The 16,184-nt window shown below is 62.6% G+C and carries 12 protein-coding genes; 8 read left to right on the top strand and 4 right to left on the bottom strand.

Annotated features, from left to right (window positions below; genetic code table 11):
• Positions 1-27: 27 nt before the first annotated feature.
• The 3 genes from LXB15_RS19925 to LXB15_RS19915 all read right to left on the bottom strand — a co-directional run bounded on the left by LXB15_RS19925 (position 28) and on the right by LXB15_RS19915 (position 2,865).
• Positions 28-2,241, bottom strand: a complete 2,214-nt coding sequence (locus LXB15_RS19925; RefSeq protein ID WP_233950091.1) for a bifunctional DNA primase/polymerase — start codon at positions 2,239-2,241, stop codon at positions 28-30.
• Entirely contained in the window at positions 2,238-2,471 is a 234-nt protein-coding gene (locus tag LXB15_RS19920) for an excisionase family DNA-binding protein (protein ID WP_233950090.1), read from the bottom strand. Before LXB15_RS19920 ends, LXB15_RS19925 begins: the two co-directional genes overlap by 4 nt.
• A gap of 79 nt (positions 2,472-2,550) precedes the next feature.
• Positions 2,551-2,865 carry a hypothetical protein gene (locus tag LXB15_RS19915; protein WP_233950089.1) on the bottom strand — a complete coding sequence of 105 codons (315 nt, stop codon included), beginning with the start codon at positions 2,863-2,865 and terminating at the stop codon, positions 2,551-2,553.
• 1,390 nt (positions 2,866-4,255) lie between these two features.
• Here LXB15_RS19915 and LXB15_RS19910 point away from each other — a divergent pair.
• Both LXB15_RS19910 and LXB15_RS19905 read left to right on the top strand, forming a co-directional pair.
• Positions 4,256-6,385 (top strand): DUF262 and DUF1524 domain-containing protein, encoded by a 2,130-nt coding sequence (locus tag LXB15_RS19910; RefSeq protein ID WP_233950088.1) that lies wholly within the window; start codon positions 4,256-4,258, stop codon positions 6,383-6,385.
• A 2,503-nt stretch (positions 6,386-8,888) separates the two neighbouring features.
• Positions 8,889-11,462, top strand: coding sequence for a bifunctional diguanylate cyclase/phosphodiesterase (locus LXB15_RS19905; protein WP_233953262.1), 2,574 nt, complete (start codon positions 8,889-8,891; stop codon positions 11,460-11,462).
• A gap of 180 nt (positions 11,463-11,642) precedes the next feature.
• Here LXB15_RS19905 and LXB15_RS19900 read toward each other — a convergent pair whose 3' ends face one another.
• Positions 11,643-11,897, bottom strand: coding sequence for a DUF2188 domain-containing protein (locus LXB15_RS19900; protein WP_233950087.1), 255 nt, complete (start codon positions 11,895-11,897; stop codon positions 11,643-11,645).
• A 131-nt stretch (positions 11,898-12,028) separates the two neighbouring features.
• Here LXB15_RS19900 and LXB15_RS19895 point away from each other — a divergent pair, with 131 nt between their 5' ends.
• From LXB15_RS19895 to LXB15_RS19870, 6 genes are all read left to right on the top strand, one after another.
• A complete protein-coding gene (locus LXB15_RS19895) occupies positions 12,029-12,229 on the top strand; it encodes a DUF2905 domain-containing protein (protein ID WP_233950086.1) in 201 nt (66 codons plus the stop codon).
• A gap of 8 nt (positions 12,230-12,237) precedes the next feature.
• The gene (locus LXB15_RS19890) at positions 12,238-13,026 is read left to right on the top strand and encodes a 4'-phosphopantetheinyl transferase superfamily protein (RefSeq protein WP_233950085.1); all 789 of its coding nucleotides are present in this window, start codon (positions 12,238-12,240) and stop codon (positions 13,024-13,026) included.
• Positions 13,023-13,835: a metallophosphoesterase gene (locus tag LXB15_RS19885; protein WP_233950084.1), complete on the top strand. Its 813-nt coding sequence runs from the start codon at positions 13,023-13,025 to the stop codon at positions 13,833-13,835. The genes LXB15_RS19890 and LXB15_RS19885 overlap by 4 nt, the downstream gene beginning before the upstream one ends.
• A 159-nt stretch (positions 13,836-13,994) precedes the next feature.
• Positions 13,995-14,426: a MerR family transcriptional regulator gene (locus LXB15_RS19880; RefSeq protein WP_233950083.1), complete on the top strand. Its 432-nt coding sequence runs from the start codon at positions 13,995-13,997 to the stop codon at positions 14,424-14,426.
• Positions 14,359-14,784, top strand: a complete 426-nt coding sequence (locus LXB15_RS19875) for a carboxymuconolactone decarboxylase family protein (RefSeq protein WP_233950082.1) — start codon at positions 14,359-14,361, stop codon at positions 14,782-14,784. The genes LXB15_RS19880 and LXB15_RS19875 overlap by 68 nt, the downstream gene beginning before the upstream one ends.
• Before the next feature lie 176 nt (positions 14,785-14,960).
• Positions 14,961-16,175, top strand: a complete 1,215-nt coding sequence (locus tag LXB15_RS19870; RefSeq protein WP_233950081.1) for a YeeE/YedE family protein — start codon at positions 14,961-14,963, stop codon at positions 16,173-16,175.
• Positions 16,176-16,184: the final 9 nt, after the last annotated feature.

The following is a 16,184-nucleotide window of genomic DNA, read 5'->3' as shown; positions in this document are numbered from 1 at the left end:
TCACCGCCGTCACCTGCGTCACGCCGGCTAGAACGGCGGTTTCGGCGGCGGCCCCTTTGCCTCCGAGGTAATCCGCACCAGGCGTCCGCGCCGATCCTTCTCGCGGAATTCAACCCAAACGCCCGCTTTCGCCATCGCCGGCCTGAGCCGATCCAGAGCCTTCGAGAGGTGGGCGGGGGTCCGCGGAAGGCCCGCTCCAGGCGCGTCAACGAAACGGGCGAACAGATCGCCCACATACCCTTCGAACGGCTTCTCAGCTGTGATCTCGCGAAGCCGCATCAATATCGGATCGTCGTTGATGCGCTCGATGAAGAAGTCGGTCTGCGCCTTCTCTATCGCCGCGATGAGTTCGCCTCCTCCGACGCCAATTTCGGGGGACATGGCGGCCGCCTTGATCCACCGTGCCGCATCGGCCATCCGCAACGTGGTAGGCGCCTCGACGTCCGGCAGATGGCGCAGCGCCGAGCTGACGCCGCTGTAGAGGGTGCCCAAGATCGAAGGGAGCATGTCCTCGAACTCGCGCAGGATCGCCGCCTCCTCGCGGCGAACACCCGTGGGCATCGGCGGCAACTGAATCGGAATTGCCCGTTCCATAAGATCCGGCCGGTTGGCGAAACTGGAAATCCCGTTGATCATGAACGGCCTGGCGAACGACAGGACGTTCAGCTCACCATCCGTATATAGCTTACGAACCGCAACTCCGCCTCCCGTTGCCAAGGAACACAGCGCATCGGAGATGTCGGCCTTCATGCCGGACGCGTTGTCGAAGTTTAGGAGCCGGAACTCTTTCGCCTGAACCATCAGGTCCCGGTCGTTGTCCGGCAGACGAATGCGCTCGGCTGCATTCGGATCGATGATCCGCTTTATCAGCTGCGCAAACAGGCTCTTGCCCGATCCTTGCTCGCCCTCGATAAGGAGAATGAAGAAGGGCCCATTCGGCTTGAGCGCATTGAGCAAGAATGCCGTCGTCAATTGGAACGACGCGTCTGTCAGATTCAACAGACTCTGCAGCCGGGCAAGCCCGTCCCCAGCCGCCGGGTCAGGCAGAGCGCCGAAGCCCGCGCCCCTGACGAGCTTCCAGTCTCCTTCTTCCCTGACGCCCCAGCCTTCGGCTTTGATCACGACAACCTTTCCGTCGGGGCGTCCGAGGTCGATTTCTACCTGACGTTCGTCGCCCCCGGTGCGGATGCTGACGACATGTGCGGAGCCCTCATAAAGTGCCATCGCTTCCAATGTCGCCATCGCCTCAAGCAAGGGCCCAGACGAGGCGAGCGGCTTTTCGAACGCGCGGTGCGCCCGATGCCTGAGCCACATCTTGAAGCTGTCCGAGGGAAGGCGAACAGTCTCGCGACCCTGCTCGGTCGGCACGGTGGCGTAGGCGGAGCCGTGTCCGTCGTTGAAGAGTTCGACGCCATTGCCACTTCCCAGCGAAACAAGAGCCGCTGTTGCCGTTTCCCGCTTTGCGGCTCCGTCGCCGAAGCCTTTCTCCCGTGCAGACGAGATCCAGCCCGGCAGGTGTTCCAGCGAGTCGCCGGCGTAGTCTTCCGGGAGAAACGACTCGAAGATGGCTCTGATTTCGTCGTCCTCTGCGCCCTTGGCCACGAGCCGACCGGCGAGCGCCAACCCAGCATCGTGCGTGCTCTTGCCCTCCAAGAGCGTCAAGATTTCATCCGATCCGACGGCTACGCCGAGCACTGCCAGCGCCTCCGGCGTCACATAGGGAAGATCCGCAAATGCGACATCGACCAACGGAGCACCGAGGTACTGGTACTGCTCGTTTGTTTCGGGATGGACCGACGGGGGCATGACGGTCTGCCTTCCGCCGGCGAGAACATCGATGTTGTTGAGGTCAGCGGCGCCAAAAAGGGTAGTCGAGCGTGACAGCCCGCCCTTCGGCATCAAGACGAAATACGTCGCGCCCTTCTTCCCGACCTTCCCTGAAATAGCGCCCGCGCGACCGATCAACCTTTCGACCGGCTCGACGAGACGGTCATCGTCCACGTCGAGAGCGACCAGAATTTTGCCGGGAGAAACCTCGCTGCCTAAGAGCAGACCGATACCGTTGGTCGGGTACCGCTCAAGCCACGAATCGACCGTCTGCTGGCTCGGCGCGGCACCGAGGTAGCCTTGCCAGCGCTTGATCTCCTTGGCGGGGCGCTTGCTCCCATCCTCAATCGGCACGCAACGTAGGCCTCGGCTCCAAAGTTTGGGGGCCGTCTCCGCGAAAACATTCCGGCTCATGCCCCACCTCCATGCCGAGAGGCTTCGATGAACGCGACAACTTCGGAGAGCTTCACGAGGCGACGCGAGTTGAAGGGCCGATAGCTGGGAATGTCTCCGCGCTTCACCGCGCGTTGAATCTGCCAGTAGTGAACGCCGAGGACGTCCGCCGCTTCGTGGAAAGTTATCAGTTTTTCGGGACGAGAGCCGGGAGCCGCGTGTTCGCTGGGAATGCTGTATTGGTGGGTCAAGATGACCTCCTCTAAGTTGCGAGAAGGCCGTTCAGATTTCACATGATGGGTGCCCGCGCACCGGATTCAAAGCGGCGGTTTATCTCCCTTGACGGTACCCTGGAGGCAGAACACCCCGGTCCACGGGAATTCCGAGGGACTCGAATGCCTCGAGCACAGAGCGAATAGAGGAAAAGAATGCCTCCGGATCCTCGCCGGCGTCAAAGGAATGCGCCGCCAGCAGTGCGGCTTTATGCACTTTGAATTTCCGGGCCAGATCTCGAATAACAGACTCTCTGCCCGCGCGATCAGCCGTTGAAGGATGATGGTCAACAAGTTTTCTTGCGAGTTCTGTGACCTTGACATCCGTTCGCTTCTCCCATTCGGTTACTATTGAATAGTCGAACGCCAGCATTTCCAGAAGCTCGTCCCGTTCTTTGGGAGGCGGCCCTTGGTGCGGCTTGTGCCCAAGTAGCACTGCGAAAGCTTGGGCTACCCGTAGCTCTGCCTCTCGAGCCTCGCTGTCGGCGTTCGCCCAGACGACCGCTCTCAGAACGATCCGAAGCGCCCGCTCATTTTTTGGCAGTAGTAGTTCCGGGGCGGTTGGCACTGAGCTGGGTGACATTTGAGGACCGTTCGTTCTCGCTTTTGGCGCTGGTAGCGCCTTCATGCCAAGTTACAGCCCCCTCCTCCCGTGGCCAGTGCCAACCGGCGCTGCGCGGGAGCGTCACCAGCGCCACCGCCGTCACGTTGCGGTTAGACGGAAAGAGGTGACGGTGTGCCGGCTGTGACGCCCCGCTGTGGCCACTTGGTCAGCACGAGGGGTAGGGGTAGAACCGGTCGCGAAGGATCCCTAACGTAAATCGTGAAACGGCAATGCACGGTGCCCACAGTAACTTCGCCCCATGGCGACGCCTATGTGTTATTATCTCTGCGATCTAATGCTTGTACGGGATGTAAGGTTGATGAGTAATGGGAGCAAATGGACGAACCGGGCAGGAAAGGCGGCGTCAAGCGAGAGGTCTCGCGTGCCTTTCGCCGCTCTCAACAGCGGAGCGAAGTTGCTGACAAGGACGTCCTTTAGGACGTTGCGTTGGGCCAACCGCAGAGCGAGTGCGGCGCCCATCTTTCTAATAGGCGTTGCAATCGCAACATTTTCACTCCTATTTGTTTCACGATGGGTTCCTGATATTGGCCTTATGTACAACTTAACGCGGGGCACAACGGATTTATTTGGCTTCAGAATACCAATTAAATATTTAATGACTCTAGCCGCCGCATTAGTTCTTTGGAGTGCTTTCTTGATGTCTGGTAGGAGTCGAGAAACCTAACTTGGTCTGCTGTGGCGCCGACGAATGTTCCTCCCACTCCCTGCTTGCGGGTCGCCCTTCCCACAACTCGTCCTCATCGCGGGGAGCCCGCGTCACCTCGTCGTTATACACAAGCCTTCCCTTTGCCGTGCCGCCTGACGCCTGACGCATGACAGGTACCACGCCTTGCACGCGTGGTAGCCGCCCAATGAAAAGTGCTGATATGGCATGCAATAAAGCAGGGGGAGGGAAGCGCGTACGTGGCGCACCCTCTTTGGCCCGGTCTCACCGATGGGCAGGCTCTTTAGAGGATCGTTTGTGGCAAGAAAATTGTCCGGAATCAGCAGCGCAAACGCCGCATCGGAGGAGCGGCTCCGGGAGAGAACAGCCTACTACCTCACTCACGCCTAATCATTTCCGACGGAAGCCGCAGTGGCTGCCGCTCCTTACCAACACGTGGTACTCGGTGAAAAAGCGAGGCGGGAGAATCATTTTTTGAAAGCCACAGAAGCGAACCTACTCAAGTTCATCCGGAAGTCACCGCAGTTCGTCATTCCGATCTACCAGCGCAACTATTCGTGGGAGAAGGGCCAGTGCGTACAGCTGTGGAATGACCTTCTTCGGGCCGGTCGGAGCGAAACCGTCAGAGCCCATTTCCTTGGCTCGATCGTTTATGTCGAACGTGCCTTGTCGTCCGTTACCAATCAGGAGGCCCTCCTCGTTATCGATGGCCAGCAGCGATTGACGACCAGCATTCTCCTCATCGCCGCACTCGAGCGGCATTTTGACGATGAGGGCCTGGACGAGATCTTGGACACTTTCTCCGCAAGAAAGCTAAGGAACTACTACCTGGTGAACCCTGATGAGTCAGGGGACCGGCACTACAAGCTCCTGCTTTCCGAGACCGACAGCGCCACACTGCTCGCGATCATCAGAAACACACCCCTCCCGCAAGACTGCAGTCTCCGAATCAGCGAGAACTTCACTCAGTTCCGGAGTTTGATCGCAACGCATGCTCACGAGATCGAAGCCGTCTGCGAAGGACTGTCGAAGCTGACCCTCGTGGAGGTCGCGCTCGACCGGGCCCACGACAACCCGCAGCTGATTTTCGAGAGCATGAACTCGACGGGACTGGAACTCAGCCAGGCTGATCTCATCCGGAACTACATTCTTATGGGGCTTGAGCCCGACCTTCAGAAGTCGATGTATGTCAACTATTGGAGACCAATGGAGATCGGCTTCGGCCAAGCTGCCTATACCACGTATTTCGACGCGTTTATGCGTCACTACCTGACGGTAAAGACTGGAGAGATTCCCAACGTCCGGCACGTCTACACCGCATTTAAGAATTATGCCCAGGCCTTCGACGGTGTCGAAGCCCTTGAGACGCTCGTTGCAGACATACATACATTTGCTACCTACTACTGGGCGATGGCACTGGACAAGGAACCCGAGGTAGAGTTGCGTGGCGCTTTTCACGACCTGCGAGAGCTGAAGGTCGATGTCGCCTTCCCGTTTCTTCTCGATGTCTACGACCACTACAAGAGGAATTTGCTAACCACCAAAGAAGTAGTTGAAATTGTCCGCATGGTGGAGACCCACGTGTTCAGGAGAGCCATATGCGGTCTTCCAACCAATGCGCTGAACAAAATATTCGCGGGGTTGAGCCGGTCGATCGACAAGAGTCGCTACCTAGAGAGCACCAAGGCCGCGTTCATTCTCCTACCGACCTACCGGCGCATGCCAAGTGATGCAGAGTTCGAGCGCGACTTGAAGCAGCGAGATCTCTACAACTTTCGCACGAGGGGTTTTTGGCTCCGTCGTTTTGAGAACCACGGGCGTAAGGAAAGGGTGCTCGTAGACGACTACACCATCGAACACATTATGCCGCAGAATGAGAAGCTTTCTCCCGAGTGGCGTAGCGAGTTGGGGCCCGACTGGCAGCGGGTCCAACAAGCTTGGCTACACACTCTGGGAAACCTGACGCTGTCTGGTTACAACTCCGAATACAAAGACCGCCCTTGGCTTTTCAAGCGGGACCAGGTCACGAACTCCTCCGGGGAACCCATCGGTCTGTCGCACAGTCCCCTACGCCTGAATCAAGGGCTAGAGACCGTCGGAACCTGGAACGAGCACGCTATCAAGGAGCGGGCAGATCGCCTTGCCAAACATTGCCTTAGAGTGTGGCCGATGCCGTCCCTGACCGCTGAACAAATGGCACGGTATCTGCCAACATATTCCAAGCCTGCTGCTAAGTACTCACTCGCCGATCACTACCATTTAAAAAACGGCGCGATGGGTCCTCTTTTCGAGAAGCTTCGTATCGAGATACTCGAACTGGATCCCAATGTGGTGGAGGACGTCATGAAGGTGTACGTCGCCTACAAGGCGGAAACCAATTTCGTCGATGTCGTCCCGCAGTCAAAGCAGCTTCGGCTATCGATCAACATGCCATTTTTTGAGATTGACGACCCAAAGGGCATCTGCATCGACGTCACGAACCTCGGAAGATGGGGTAACGGCGATGTTGAGATCACGATGAACTCAGTGGAAGAGATACCTTACGCAATGGGCCTGGTTCGGCAGGCATTCGAGCGGCAGATGGGATTCTCGTCAGAGGCCTGACTGAAAGCGGCGCCGGCGTATCAACTTCCCGGCGCCCCACTGACTATTTTTGGCCAGTTGTCGCACGTGACTGAATTGTCCCGGCGCTTAGGGTTGGTCGTTTGCAACGACGCGCCGGTTCCAAGGCGCCCGCCTCACTCCCGGTCCACTGCACTTCAACAGGGTCGGCATCACATATCGGGATCATCGACCAATCCTCGGACGCAGTAGTACCTGTCCGATCAGCGTGCACCGGAGCGCATCATCTTCCGACATTGCCGCTTGTTTGGCCCGTCCGTGCGGCACAAACAGTCTCCGGTGCTCCGATCATGCACCGCCGAAGAGATGGAGAATGCACCACGCGGCATCGGGCTGAAGATCGAAAGCGTTCAGTACGTTTATCCCTTTGAACTTTCAGAACAAATGAGCAGCTTCTTCGCATAAACCTCCGAGGGCGGAGGATGCGCTTCGCAAACATCATCTCGTGTGTTACGCTATTTATGCATGGGAGGGAGAACGATGCAGATAATATTTCGTGGTATTGCAGTTCTAGGCCTTGCGGCGGGACCGATCCTTCACTCTCCCGCCGCCGAGGCACAGCAGGATAGCTGTAGCTCTGTCCTGGTCAAAGATGTTGAAGTGCGAAACACGGACCAGACCGCGGAATATTCCTACTATAGACTGGTAGATACAGAGGAAGAGTTCAACCAAGCGAAGTCTTCGTCGGCCTCCGGATCTTACAAGCTCATTGAGGTCTCAGCGGACTATTCTGAGTACTCACGCAGGAGGAGCGCCTATCTTTCGCAGTCGAGCCTAAATATTTCGAATGACCATTCGGAGAGATACCTTTCATCGGTCGCCGCAGATGGGAGTATCTCCGCTTGGCGCGACTGCATGGCGAGGCGAGGGAAAACACTTGTAGTGTACGCGAGTAATGTGCGGCCCGATGCCGTTACGCTCATAGTTTCCTATGATCCTCCTCCAGACGTTTCCGATGTCCGCCTAACGCGAGCAGAAGTTCGGGGGTTACAAAACGAGGTAACGGATATCAGAGACCGGCTACCGCGAGTTTGGGACGGAGCTCAGGAAGACAGTCTCATTCTTGATAGGATCCCTGAACGGGACCTCCGCTTGACCGTATCAATTGGCGGGAACACGGATGATTTGCTAATCCCGGCTACACCGCCTGGGCCACGGACGCCGTCGATCGCTGTCGAATATTTTAAAAACACCAGCGCTTCTGCGCAGCACCCGACCACGCGTGCTTGCGTTGCAGAAGGTTATAAGCTTGTCGGAGGGGGAGCTCGGGTAGATTACGCGGGAGTAGGTAATTTGTTAACGGAGTCGTACCCGGAGGGAAGATGCTGGGTCGCATCTTCGAAAGACCACTTAGTCGCCGACCCTGCAACAATAACGGCGTATGCAGTCGGACTTCGCGATCCGTCAAATGAATGGGTGGTTGAGATTTTCGCTGAAACGGGAGGTTCCGCGCAACATCCGTCTTCGTTCGTAACGGTCCCAAGAGATTTTGCGATGACAGCATGCGGTGGTCGCGTAAACTGGCGCGGGGCCGGAAACCTCCTCACGGCCATTGTCCCGCTCACGGAGAGCTCTTGTGAGGTGAGAGGGAAAGACCACCTGGAGGCAAGTCCGGCAACAGCGACGGCTTATGCAATCGGCATCAAGCCATCTAACAACGCAAGACTGCCGGAAGTGAGATCATTTTCCTCGGAGAGCCAGGCCGCAGCGCATCCTGAGGCATCGGTTCCGGTAGTGGGGTCGTATGTTGTCACCGGCGGCGGGGCTCGAGCAAACTGGAGCGGCGCTGGAAGTCTGCTAACATCCACCTTTCCTTTAGGTCGCCAGTGGGTGGGATCGGCGAAGGACCACTTGAGATCCGCGCCGGCTACTCTCTCCGTTTTCGCCATCGGCATCGGGTATTAAACCGAGGCTACCAAAGGTTGCCCTGGGCCACTTCGCGCGACCTAGGTTTATTAGCGGTTGCACGCCGGTTGCAGGCAACTGCCTCGCTGCCAGTACGATGCGGTTCAAATGCGTACGACGTCGTTTAAGTTGGCTGATGATCTCAGCCACGAACGAACGGGCACTCTGGCGGACTGAAATACACCAGAACGTACTGTTTTAACTGCGTAATTCCTCGATTGCCAAGGTTGGGGTCGAGGGTTCGAATCCCTTCGCCCGCTCCAAATTTTCCCAGCAGTCAGAACTTCGAAGGCCTGTTTTCGGGCTTTTGCGTCGATGGCGGAGGCGATCACTCCGCCCTCGGACGGTTCCTTGCGTTCCGACGAGCTGGTTGCACGTCGAACGCAGTCGCGACGAAGGTTGGCGGAGCCGGCGGGTTTGCCGACGCTCCGTGCTGCCCTGCCCTCCCCACCATATCCTGTCGCCCGAAAAGGCGCTTCGCCGCGCCGGCTTTGGCGCGGGTTTAATGCTTTCTTAGAAGCTCGTCAGCATGGGTGTGCTCGCTGAACGGCGACCTCTGAAGAGAACATGCTCCGTGGCGATGAGAGTTCCTCGATCGAATATCCCGGATGCATTTGTTCGCACCACGGCATTGGAGGGTCTCTATCGGCGCTGGCTCGCGGCCCGCGTCGGCCCTCTGCTGCCGCCTTACGAGGATGTCGCGCTCGGCAGTCTTGGTCAGGTGGCCGAACAGCTTGCCCTCATCGTGCAGGACGCGAGCGGCGGTTTCCAGATCGTGCGGTTCGGCGAGACATTCCGGAAATGGCTGGGCCAGGATGGCGCCGATATCTCGCTCGACGAGCTGAGGCCGGAGCACAAGCTGGCGCTGGGCCAGGTCATCGCGACGGCGCTACGCCAGGGCAAGCCGGGTCAGACGCTGGCGCATGTCGTCAGCAACGGCATCGTCGAGACGTACAACGTCGTGGCATTCCCCCTCGAAAGCCGTTGGGGCCCGCCGGTGATTCTTGCCTGCATGGAGGACCGCAACGAGCGCTACAGCCTCGTCGACACGATGTTCGGCGCGACCGACGAAGGCATGCTCGCGCTGACGGCGATCCGCGACGAAGAGGGACGACCCAGCGACTTCCAGATCATCTCGGTCAACGATGGCGCCTGCCGCCTGCTGCGCCGGACACAGGACAAGCTGCAATGGAAGCGACTGTCCGAAATCGACCTGATGCTAGAGGAATACGGCGTCCTCGCCCATCTCAGGCAGTCGCTCGAGACGGGCCAGCGCCGGCAGTTCGAGATCTCCATTCCGGGCGAGGCGGCGACCCGCCACGTCAAGATCGGCGTCTCGCCGGTGCGGGATCTCCTGTCCGTCACACTCACCGACATCGCCGATGTCAAGGCGCGCGAAGCCTCGTTCCGGTTGCTGTTCGACAGCAACCCGGTGCCGATGTGGCTGTACGACCCGTCGACGCTTTCCTTCCTGCAGGTCAACGACGCCGCCGTTCGGCACTACGGCTACAGCCGCGACGCCTTCCTGGGCATGTCGGTTCTCGACATCAGGCCGGCGGAAACGCGCGAAACGGCACGAGCGGTTCTTAAGGGAATCCAGGAAGGCTACGAGGCCGAAGAGGCCTGGCGGCACGTCAAGGCGGACGGCTCGGAGATCCTCGTCTATCCCTATCTGCGCATGCTCAGCGTCGATGAGCGACCGGCGGTGCTGGTGGCCGTCATGGACGTTACCGAACGCCGCAAGGCCGAGGCGCGCATTGCGCACATGGCCCATCACGACGCGCTCACCAACCTTCCCAACCGGGTCCTGTTCCGCGAGCGGCTCGACCGGGCGCTTGGCGGCATCATGCAGCGGGACGAGAAGCTGGCGATCTTCTGCGTCGATCTCGATCACTTCAAAAGCGTCAACGACACGCTGGGCCATCCGATCGGTGACAAGCTGCTCCAGGCTGTCGCCGATCGCTTCCGCGACTGCCTGGGTGAGCGCGACATCGTCGCCCGTCTCGGCGGCGATGAGTTCGCGGTGATTCAGCCGGCGGTCGGCACGCCTGCGCAGGCCAGCATTCTGGCGCGCCGGCTGATCGAGGCGGCCAGCGCGCCCTACGAGATCGAGGGCCACCAGATCGTCATCGGCACCAGTATCGGCATCGCCCTCGCACCGGGCGATGGCGACGAACCGGACGTCCTGTTGAAGAATGCCGATGTGGCGCTCTATCGGGCCAAGGCCGACGGGCGCAACACCTTCCATTTCTTCGAGCAGGGGATGGACTCGCGGCTGAGAGCCCGGCGCGCGCTGGATCTCGACCTGCGCAATGCCATGGCTGCCGGCGAGTTCGAACTGTATTACCAGCCGGTGATCACCGCCCGATCGAGCACCGTCAGCGGCTTCGAGGCGCTGATGCGCTGGCATCACCCCGAACGCGGCATGGTCTCGCCGGCGGAGTTCATTCCCATGGCCGAGGAGATCGGCCTGATCGTGCCGCTCGGCGAATGGGCGTTGCTGCAGGCGTGCAGGGAGGCCGCGGCCTGGCCGGAAAACCTCAGCATCGCGGTGAACCTCTCGCCGGTCCAGTTCAAGAGCCGCAATCTCGTGCCGGCCGTCATCAACGCCCTCACCTCGTCCGGGCTGGCGGCCAGTCGACTCGAGCTGGAGATTACGGAGTCCGTGCTGTTGCAGGAGAGCGAGGTCAATCTCGCCACGCTGCATCAGTTGCGAGAGCTCGGCGTGCGCATCTCCATGGACGATTTCGGCACGGGCTACTCGTCTCTCGGCTATCTGCGGCGATTCCCCTTCGACAAGATCAAGATCGACCAGTCCTTCATCAAGGAGCTTGCCGAAAACCCCCAGGACGCCGCCATCGTGCGCGCCGTGACGGGGCTGGGCATCAGCCTGGGCATGACGATCACCGCCGAAGGCGTCGAGACGCAGTTCCAGTTCGATCGGCTTCGCCTGGAGGGATGCACCGAAGTCCAGGGTTATCTCTTCAGCCCGCCCAGGCCGGCCAGCGCGCTGGGACCGTTCCTGACCGGTCGCCAGATGACCGAGCTTTCCGGCGCCAGACCCGCGATACTGGCCATCGTGCCGAACGAGGCCCCGCCCTCCGAGCTTTCGTCGCTCCGGCTGCCGCCTCGCGTGGACCAGCTCGTCTCCTAGGTCCTGTCGAGGCGCGGCTCGGCGGAGCGGCAAACCCGCGACGTCCCATTCCCGGATTGCCGAAGTCGGATCGCCGGAGGCCCGCTCTGCCCGCTGATATATCCCCGGGCCCCCGACCTCGCTCGTCCGATCCCGCCCACCCTGTCCGAAGGGGCAGTCAGGCAGGATGCCGCACCGTCCTCACCCCCTTGGCGCGACGTCGTCCACATCGGTCTCCGGCCGGTCGCCGCCGTCGGCGACTTCCTCGTGCCACTGGCCGTCGGCGGTCTCGTAGCTGATGCCGCGGGTTTCGCCGGCGAGCCGCTGGCGCTCGGCGGCGTCCTTGGCAGCAGCGAAGGCGGTGTCGTGGTCGGGGAAGGTTTCGGAGAACACGTCGCCGACCTTGTAGGCCCAGCCGCCGTCGTGCTGGACGATCCGGTAATGCAGTTCGCTCATGGGTCGGCCTTTCATCTGCCTGTGAAGCCCCGAAACGTCGCAGCGGGGCCGCCGTTCCGCCGCCGCCTCGCCTTCGGGCCGGCGCGTCACCATATCAGCGCGATGAACCGATCCCACCCTGTCGTCCGCCGATGTCCCGCACGCTGATCCTCGCCGGCCTGGCGCTGCTCGCGGCCGGCCTGCTCTGGCCGATGCTGCCGCGGCTCGGGCTGTTCCGGCTGCCCGGCGACATCGTCGTCGAGCGCAGCGGCTTCACCCTCTTCGCGCCGGTCACCACGATGATCCTCGCCAGCATCGTCCTGTCGGCCCTGTTCTGGCTGTTCGGCCGCTGACCGCCCCGATGCAGCCCCAGCCCGGTCCTGTCTCCGGCGCCGTCGACGTATGGCTCGGCTTCCTCGCCGACGTGCCGGCGACGCTGGATTCCGCCTATGAACGCCTGCTCGATCCCGGCGAGCGCCTGCGCCATCAACGCTACAAGGTCGAAGGCGCGCGCCGCGAGTTCCTCGTCGGCCGGGCGATGGTGCGCACCGTGCTGTCGCGCTACGCGCCGACCGCACCGGCCGACTGGCGCTTCGAGGCCAACCGATACGGCCGGCCGGCGATCGTCGGGGCGGCGCCCGGGCTCGTCTTCAACCTGTCGCACACACGCGGCCTCGCCGCGCTCGCCGTGGCGCGCGACTGCGACCTCGGCATCGACGTCGAGAGCGCCGACCGCCCGAGCGCCACGCACGATCTCGCCGGCCGGTATTTCTCGCCCACCGAGGCCAAGTTCGTGCGCGCCGGGGGCCCTATGCTGGCCGAGCGGTTCTTCGCCGTCTGGACGCTCAAGGAAGCCTATATCAAGGCGCGCGGCATGGGCCTTGCCCTGCCGCTCGACGGCTTCTCCTACGATCTGGCGGGGACCGAGCCGACCATCGCCTTCCACGAGCACTGCCCCGACGACCCGGCGCGCTGGCGCTTCCTGCGGGCCGGGGTCTCGGACACCCACCGGCTGGCGCTCGCCGTCTCGCCGCAAACGGCCGGTGCCCGGGTCGATTTCCGCCGCATCGTGCCGCTCACCGGCTTCGACGAAGCGATGACGCCCGCTTCCGTCCCGCTCGACGCCCCGGCCGACGGACGAACGGCGTGAAGCTCTACGCCGTCGCCGACCTGCATCTCGGCCATCCCGACAATCGCGAGGCGATCCACGCCATCGAGGCGCGTCCCGATGACTGGCTGATCCTCGCCGGCGATGTCGGCGAGACCGAGCGGCATCTCGACCTCGCCATCGACGCGCTGCAGGACAAATTCCGCCAGCTGGTGTGGGTGCCGGGCAATCACGAGCTCTGGGCGGTCGCCTCGCACGGCACGCCGCTGCAGGGCGAGGCCCGCTACGAGCGTTTCGTCGCCCGCTGCCGCGAGCGCGGCGTCCTCACCCCGGAGGACGACTATCCGGTGATCACGGTGGACGGCACCATGGTGCGCATCGTGCCGATGTTCCTGCTCTACGACTATTCCTTCCGGCCGCCGCATGTGGCGCTGGAAGGTGCCGTCGCCTGGGCCCGCGAGGCGGGGCTGCGCTGCGCCGACGAGAGCCTGCTGGTGGCCGCCCCGCATGCCAGCCGCGGCGACTGGTGCGCTGCCCGGGTCGCCGCCACCGAGGCGCGCCTCGGCGGGCTCGACGCGGCGATCCCCAACATCCTCGTCAATCACTGGCCGCTGCGCCAGGAGCTGGCCCGGCTGCCGCGCATCCCGCGCTTCTCGATCTGGTGCGGCACGACCCGCACCGAGGACTGGCACACCCGCTACAACGCCCGCGCGGTGGTCTCCGGCCACCTGCACATGCCGTCCTCGCGCGTCATCGACGGGGTCGCCTTCGAGGAGGTCTCCTTCGGCTACCCCAAGCAGTGGCGCGGCCGCCGCGAACCCGACGCAGCCTTGCGCCGGATCAGGGTGTGATGGTCGGCCGGTTCCCGGCGCGAGGGCGCACGTCGGCGAACCCCGTAGGCCCGCCTGTCGGGGCCCCGAAGAGCGAAAGAGGCCCCCACATGATCCGGCCTTGACTTAGAGTGCGCTCGAAGGGGTAGCTGTATCCGCGTCGTGACGAGAAAGGGACCCATGAAGATCGGCGAGCTCGCGAGACGGTCTGGTTTGTCGGCCCACACGCTTCGCTATTACGAGCGGATCGGGCTGCTTCCCTATGCCGATCGTGACCGCTCGGGACAGCGGGACTACGACGCGGCCATCCTGACGTGGATCGAATTTCTCGGCCGCCTGAAGACGACCGGGATGCCGATCAGCCAGATGCTGCGCTACGCCGCGCTCCGTGCGGAAGGTGACGCGACCGGACCGGCGCGCCGGCAGATGCTCGAAGACCATCGCGAGCGTGTCCGGACCCATGTCGCCGAACTGCAGGCCTGCCTTCTCGTCCTCGATACCAAGATCGCTGGCTATCCCGGCGGTATCAAGGAGACGAAAGACCATGACGCACCCCCAGGCAGAAGACGAAAGCCGCTTCGAGCGCGGGCGGAAGGCACTCTCGCGGATTGACGGCGAAGGCGGCGAGAAGGTCGTTGCTTCCCTGGCCGACATCGCCCCGGATTTCGCGCGGTACCTCATCGAATTCCCGTTCGGCGACATCTACTGCCGCCCCGGGCTTGATCTGCGCAGTCGCGAGATCGCGACCATCGCCGCGCTCACGGCGATGGGGAACGCTGCCCCGCAGCTCAAGGTACATGTCGAAGCAGGGCTGAATGTCGGGCTGACCCGCAGCGAGATCGTCGAGGTCATCATGCAGATGGCCGTCTATGCCGGCTTCCCCGCCGCCCTCAACGGTCTCTTTGCGGCCAAGGAGGTGTTCGCCCTTCGCGAAGAAGGATCCGGCACGGAAGACATCGTGAGAAGCTGAACCGAACGACCGGTTGAGGGGGCGGCGCCGCGTGTCCGAGGCGCCCGCCGCCTCATCCGGCGCCCATCCCGGGTAGATCTTTCGCTTCCCTGACGAAACCCGAGCAATCCATGCGTCGCCGGCAGCCGGCCGGCCTCCTATCTCTGGGCCTGACACACGCATTCCCGGAGACATTCATGTCGCAGATCACCATGGCCGGCCGCCCCGGCGGTGCCGTGAGCCCCGCCGTCTGGGTTGCCCTCGGCCTCGGCCTCGTCGGCGCGTTCGCCCTCGCGCTGGGCCAGAGCCCGCGCATCGCGGCGCTCTTCGTCGTCGGCGGCGCCTTCGGACTCGTCCTCTACCACGCCGCCTTCGGCTTCACCTCGGCCTGGCGCAACTTCATCCGCGACGGTCGCGGCCGCGGCCTGCGGGCGCAGATGGTGATGCTGGCCATCGCCGTCGCGCTGTTCTTCCCGGCGCTCGCCGCCGGCAGCCTGTTCGGCCAGGAGGTGTCGGGCTTCGTCTCGCCGGTCGGCGTGTCGGTGCTGGTCGGCGCCTTCATGTTCGGCATCGGCATGCAGCTCGGCGGCGGCTGCGCCTCCGGCACGCTCTACACCGCCGGCGGCGGCAATGCCCGCATGCTGATTACCCTGGCGTTCTTCATCGTCGGCTCGCTGCTCGCGACGATCCATTTCGACTGGTGGATGGCGCTGCCGGCCTTCGAGCCGGTCTCGATCGTCGAGACCTTCGGCGCGCCGCTCGGCATCGTCCTGTCGCTGGCGCTCTTCGCGGTGATCGCGGCGGTGACGATACTCGTCGAGAAGCGCCGGCATGGCGGGCTGGAGCAGGCCGAGCCGACCAAGCGGGAAGGTCTCGCCCGCTTTGCCCGCGGCCCCTGGCCGCTGGTCGCCGGCGCCATTGCCCTCGCCCTGCTCAACTTCGCCACGCTGGCGCTGGCCGGCCGGCCCTGGGGCATCACCTCGGCCTTCGCCCTGTGGGGCGCCAAGCTGTCGCAGTTCGTCGGCGTCGAGCCATCGGCCTGGTTCTACTGGCAGCAGCCGGCCAACGCGACGGCGCTCGCCTCCAACATCTTTTCCGACATCACCTCGGTGATGAATTTCGGCATCATCCTCGGTGCGCTGCTCGCCTCGGCGCTGGCCGGCCGATTCGCGCCGAACTTCGCCATCCCGAAGCGCTCGGTGCTGGCGGCGGTGGTCGGCGGGCTGCTGCTCGGCTATGGCGCCCGCATCGCCTTCGGCTGCAATATCGGCGCCTATTTCGGCGGCATCGCCTCGGGCAGCCTGCATGGCTGGCTGTGGCTGGTCGCGGCCTTCGCCGGCTCGACCCTCGGCGTCCGGCTGCGGCCGTTCTTCTTCGCCGACGAGCGCCCGCACGTGACCAAGGACGCCTGACCCTCCCGT

The sequence above is a fragment of the Aurantimonas sp. HBX-1 genome (genome assembly GCF_021391535.1).
GTDB lineage: Bacteria > Pseudomonadota > Alphaproteobacteria > Rhizobiales > Rhizobiaceae > Aurantimonas.
This window is presented reverse-complemented; position numbering and strand designations above follow the sequence as displayed.

Excerpts from the sequence above, each read along its gene's own strand:
- LXB15_RS19925 (WP_233950091.1), bottom strand. The coding sequence starts at position 2,241 with ATGAGCCGGAATGTTTTCGCGGAGACGGCCCCCAAACTTTGGAGCCGA.
- LXB15_RS19915 (WP_233950089.1), bottom strand. The coding sequence starts at position 2,865 with ATGCTGGCGTTCGACTATTCAATAGTAACCGAATGGGAGAAGCGAACG.
- LXB15_RS19890 (WP_233950085.1), top strand. The coding sequence starts at position 12,238 with ATGCAGCCCCAGCCCGGTCCTGTCTCCGGCGCCGTCGACGTATGGCTC.
- LXB15_RS19870 (WP_233950081.1), top strand. The coding sequence starts at position 14,961 with ATGTCGCAGATCACCATGGCCGGCCGCCCCGGCGGTGCCGTGAGCCCC.
- LXB15_RS19880 (WP_233950083.1), top strand. The coding sequence starts at position 13,995 with ATGAAGATCGGCGAGCTCGCGAGACGGTCTGGTTTGTCGGCCCACACG.
- LXB15_RS19900 (WP_233950087.1), bottom strand. The coding sequence starts at position 11,897 with ATGAGCGAACTGCATTACCGGATCGTCCAGCACGACGGCGGCTGGGCC.
- LXB15_RS19875 (WP_233950082.1), top strand. The coding sequence starts at position 14,359 with ATGACGCACCCCCAGGCAGAAGACGAAAGCCGCTTCGAGCGCGGGCGG.
- LXB15_RS19895 (WP_233950086.1), top strand. The coding sequence starts at position 12,029 with ATGTCCCGCACGCTGATCCTCGCCGGCCTGGCGCTGCTCGCGGCCGGC.
- LXB15_RS19905 (WP_233953262.1), top strand. The coding sequence starts at position 8,889 with ATGAGAGTTCCTCGATCGAATATCCCGGATGCATTTGTTCGCACCACG.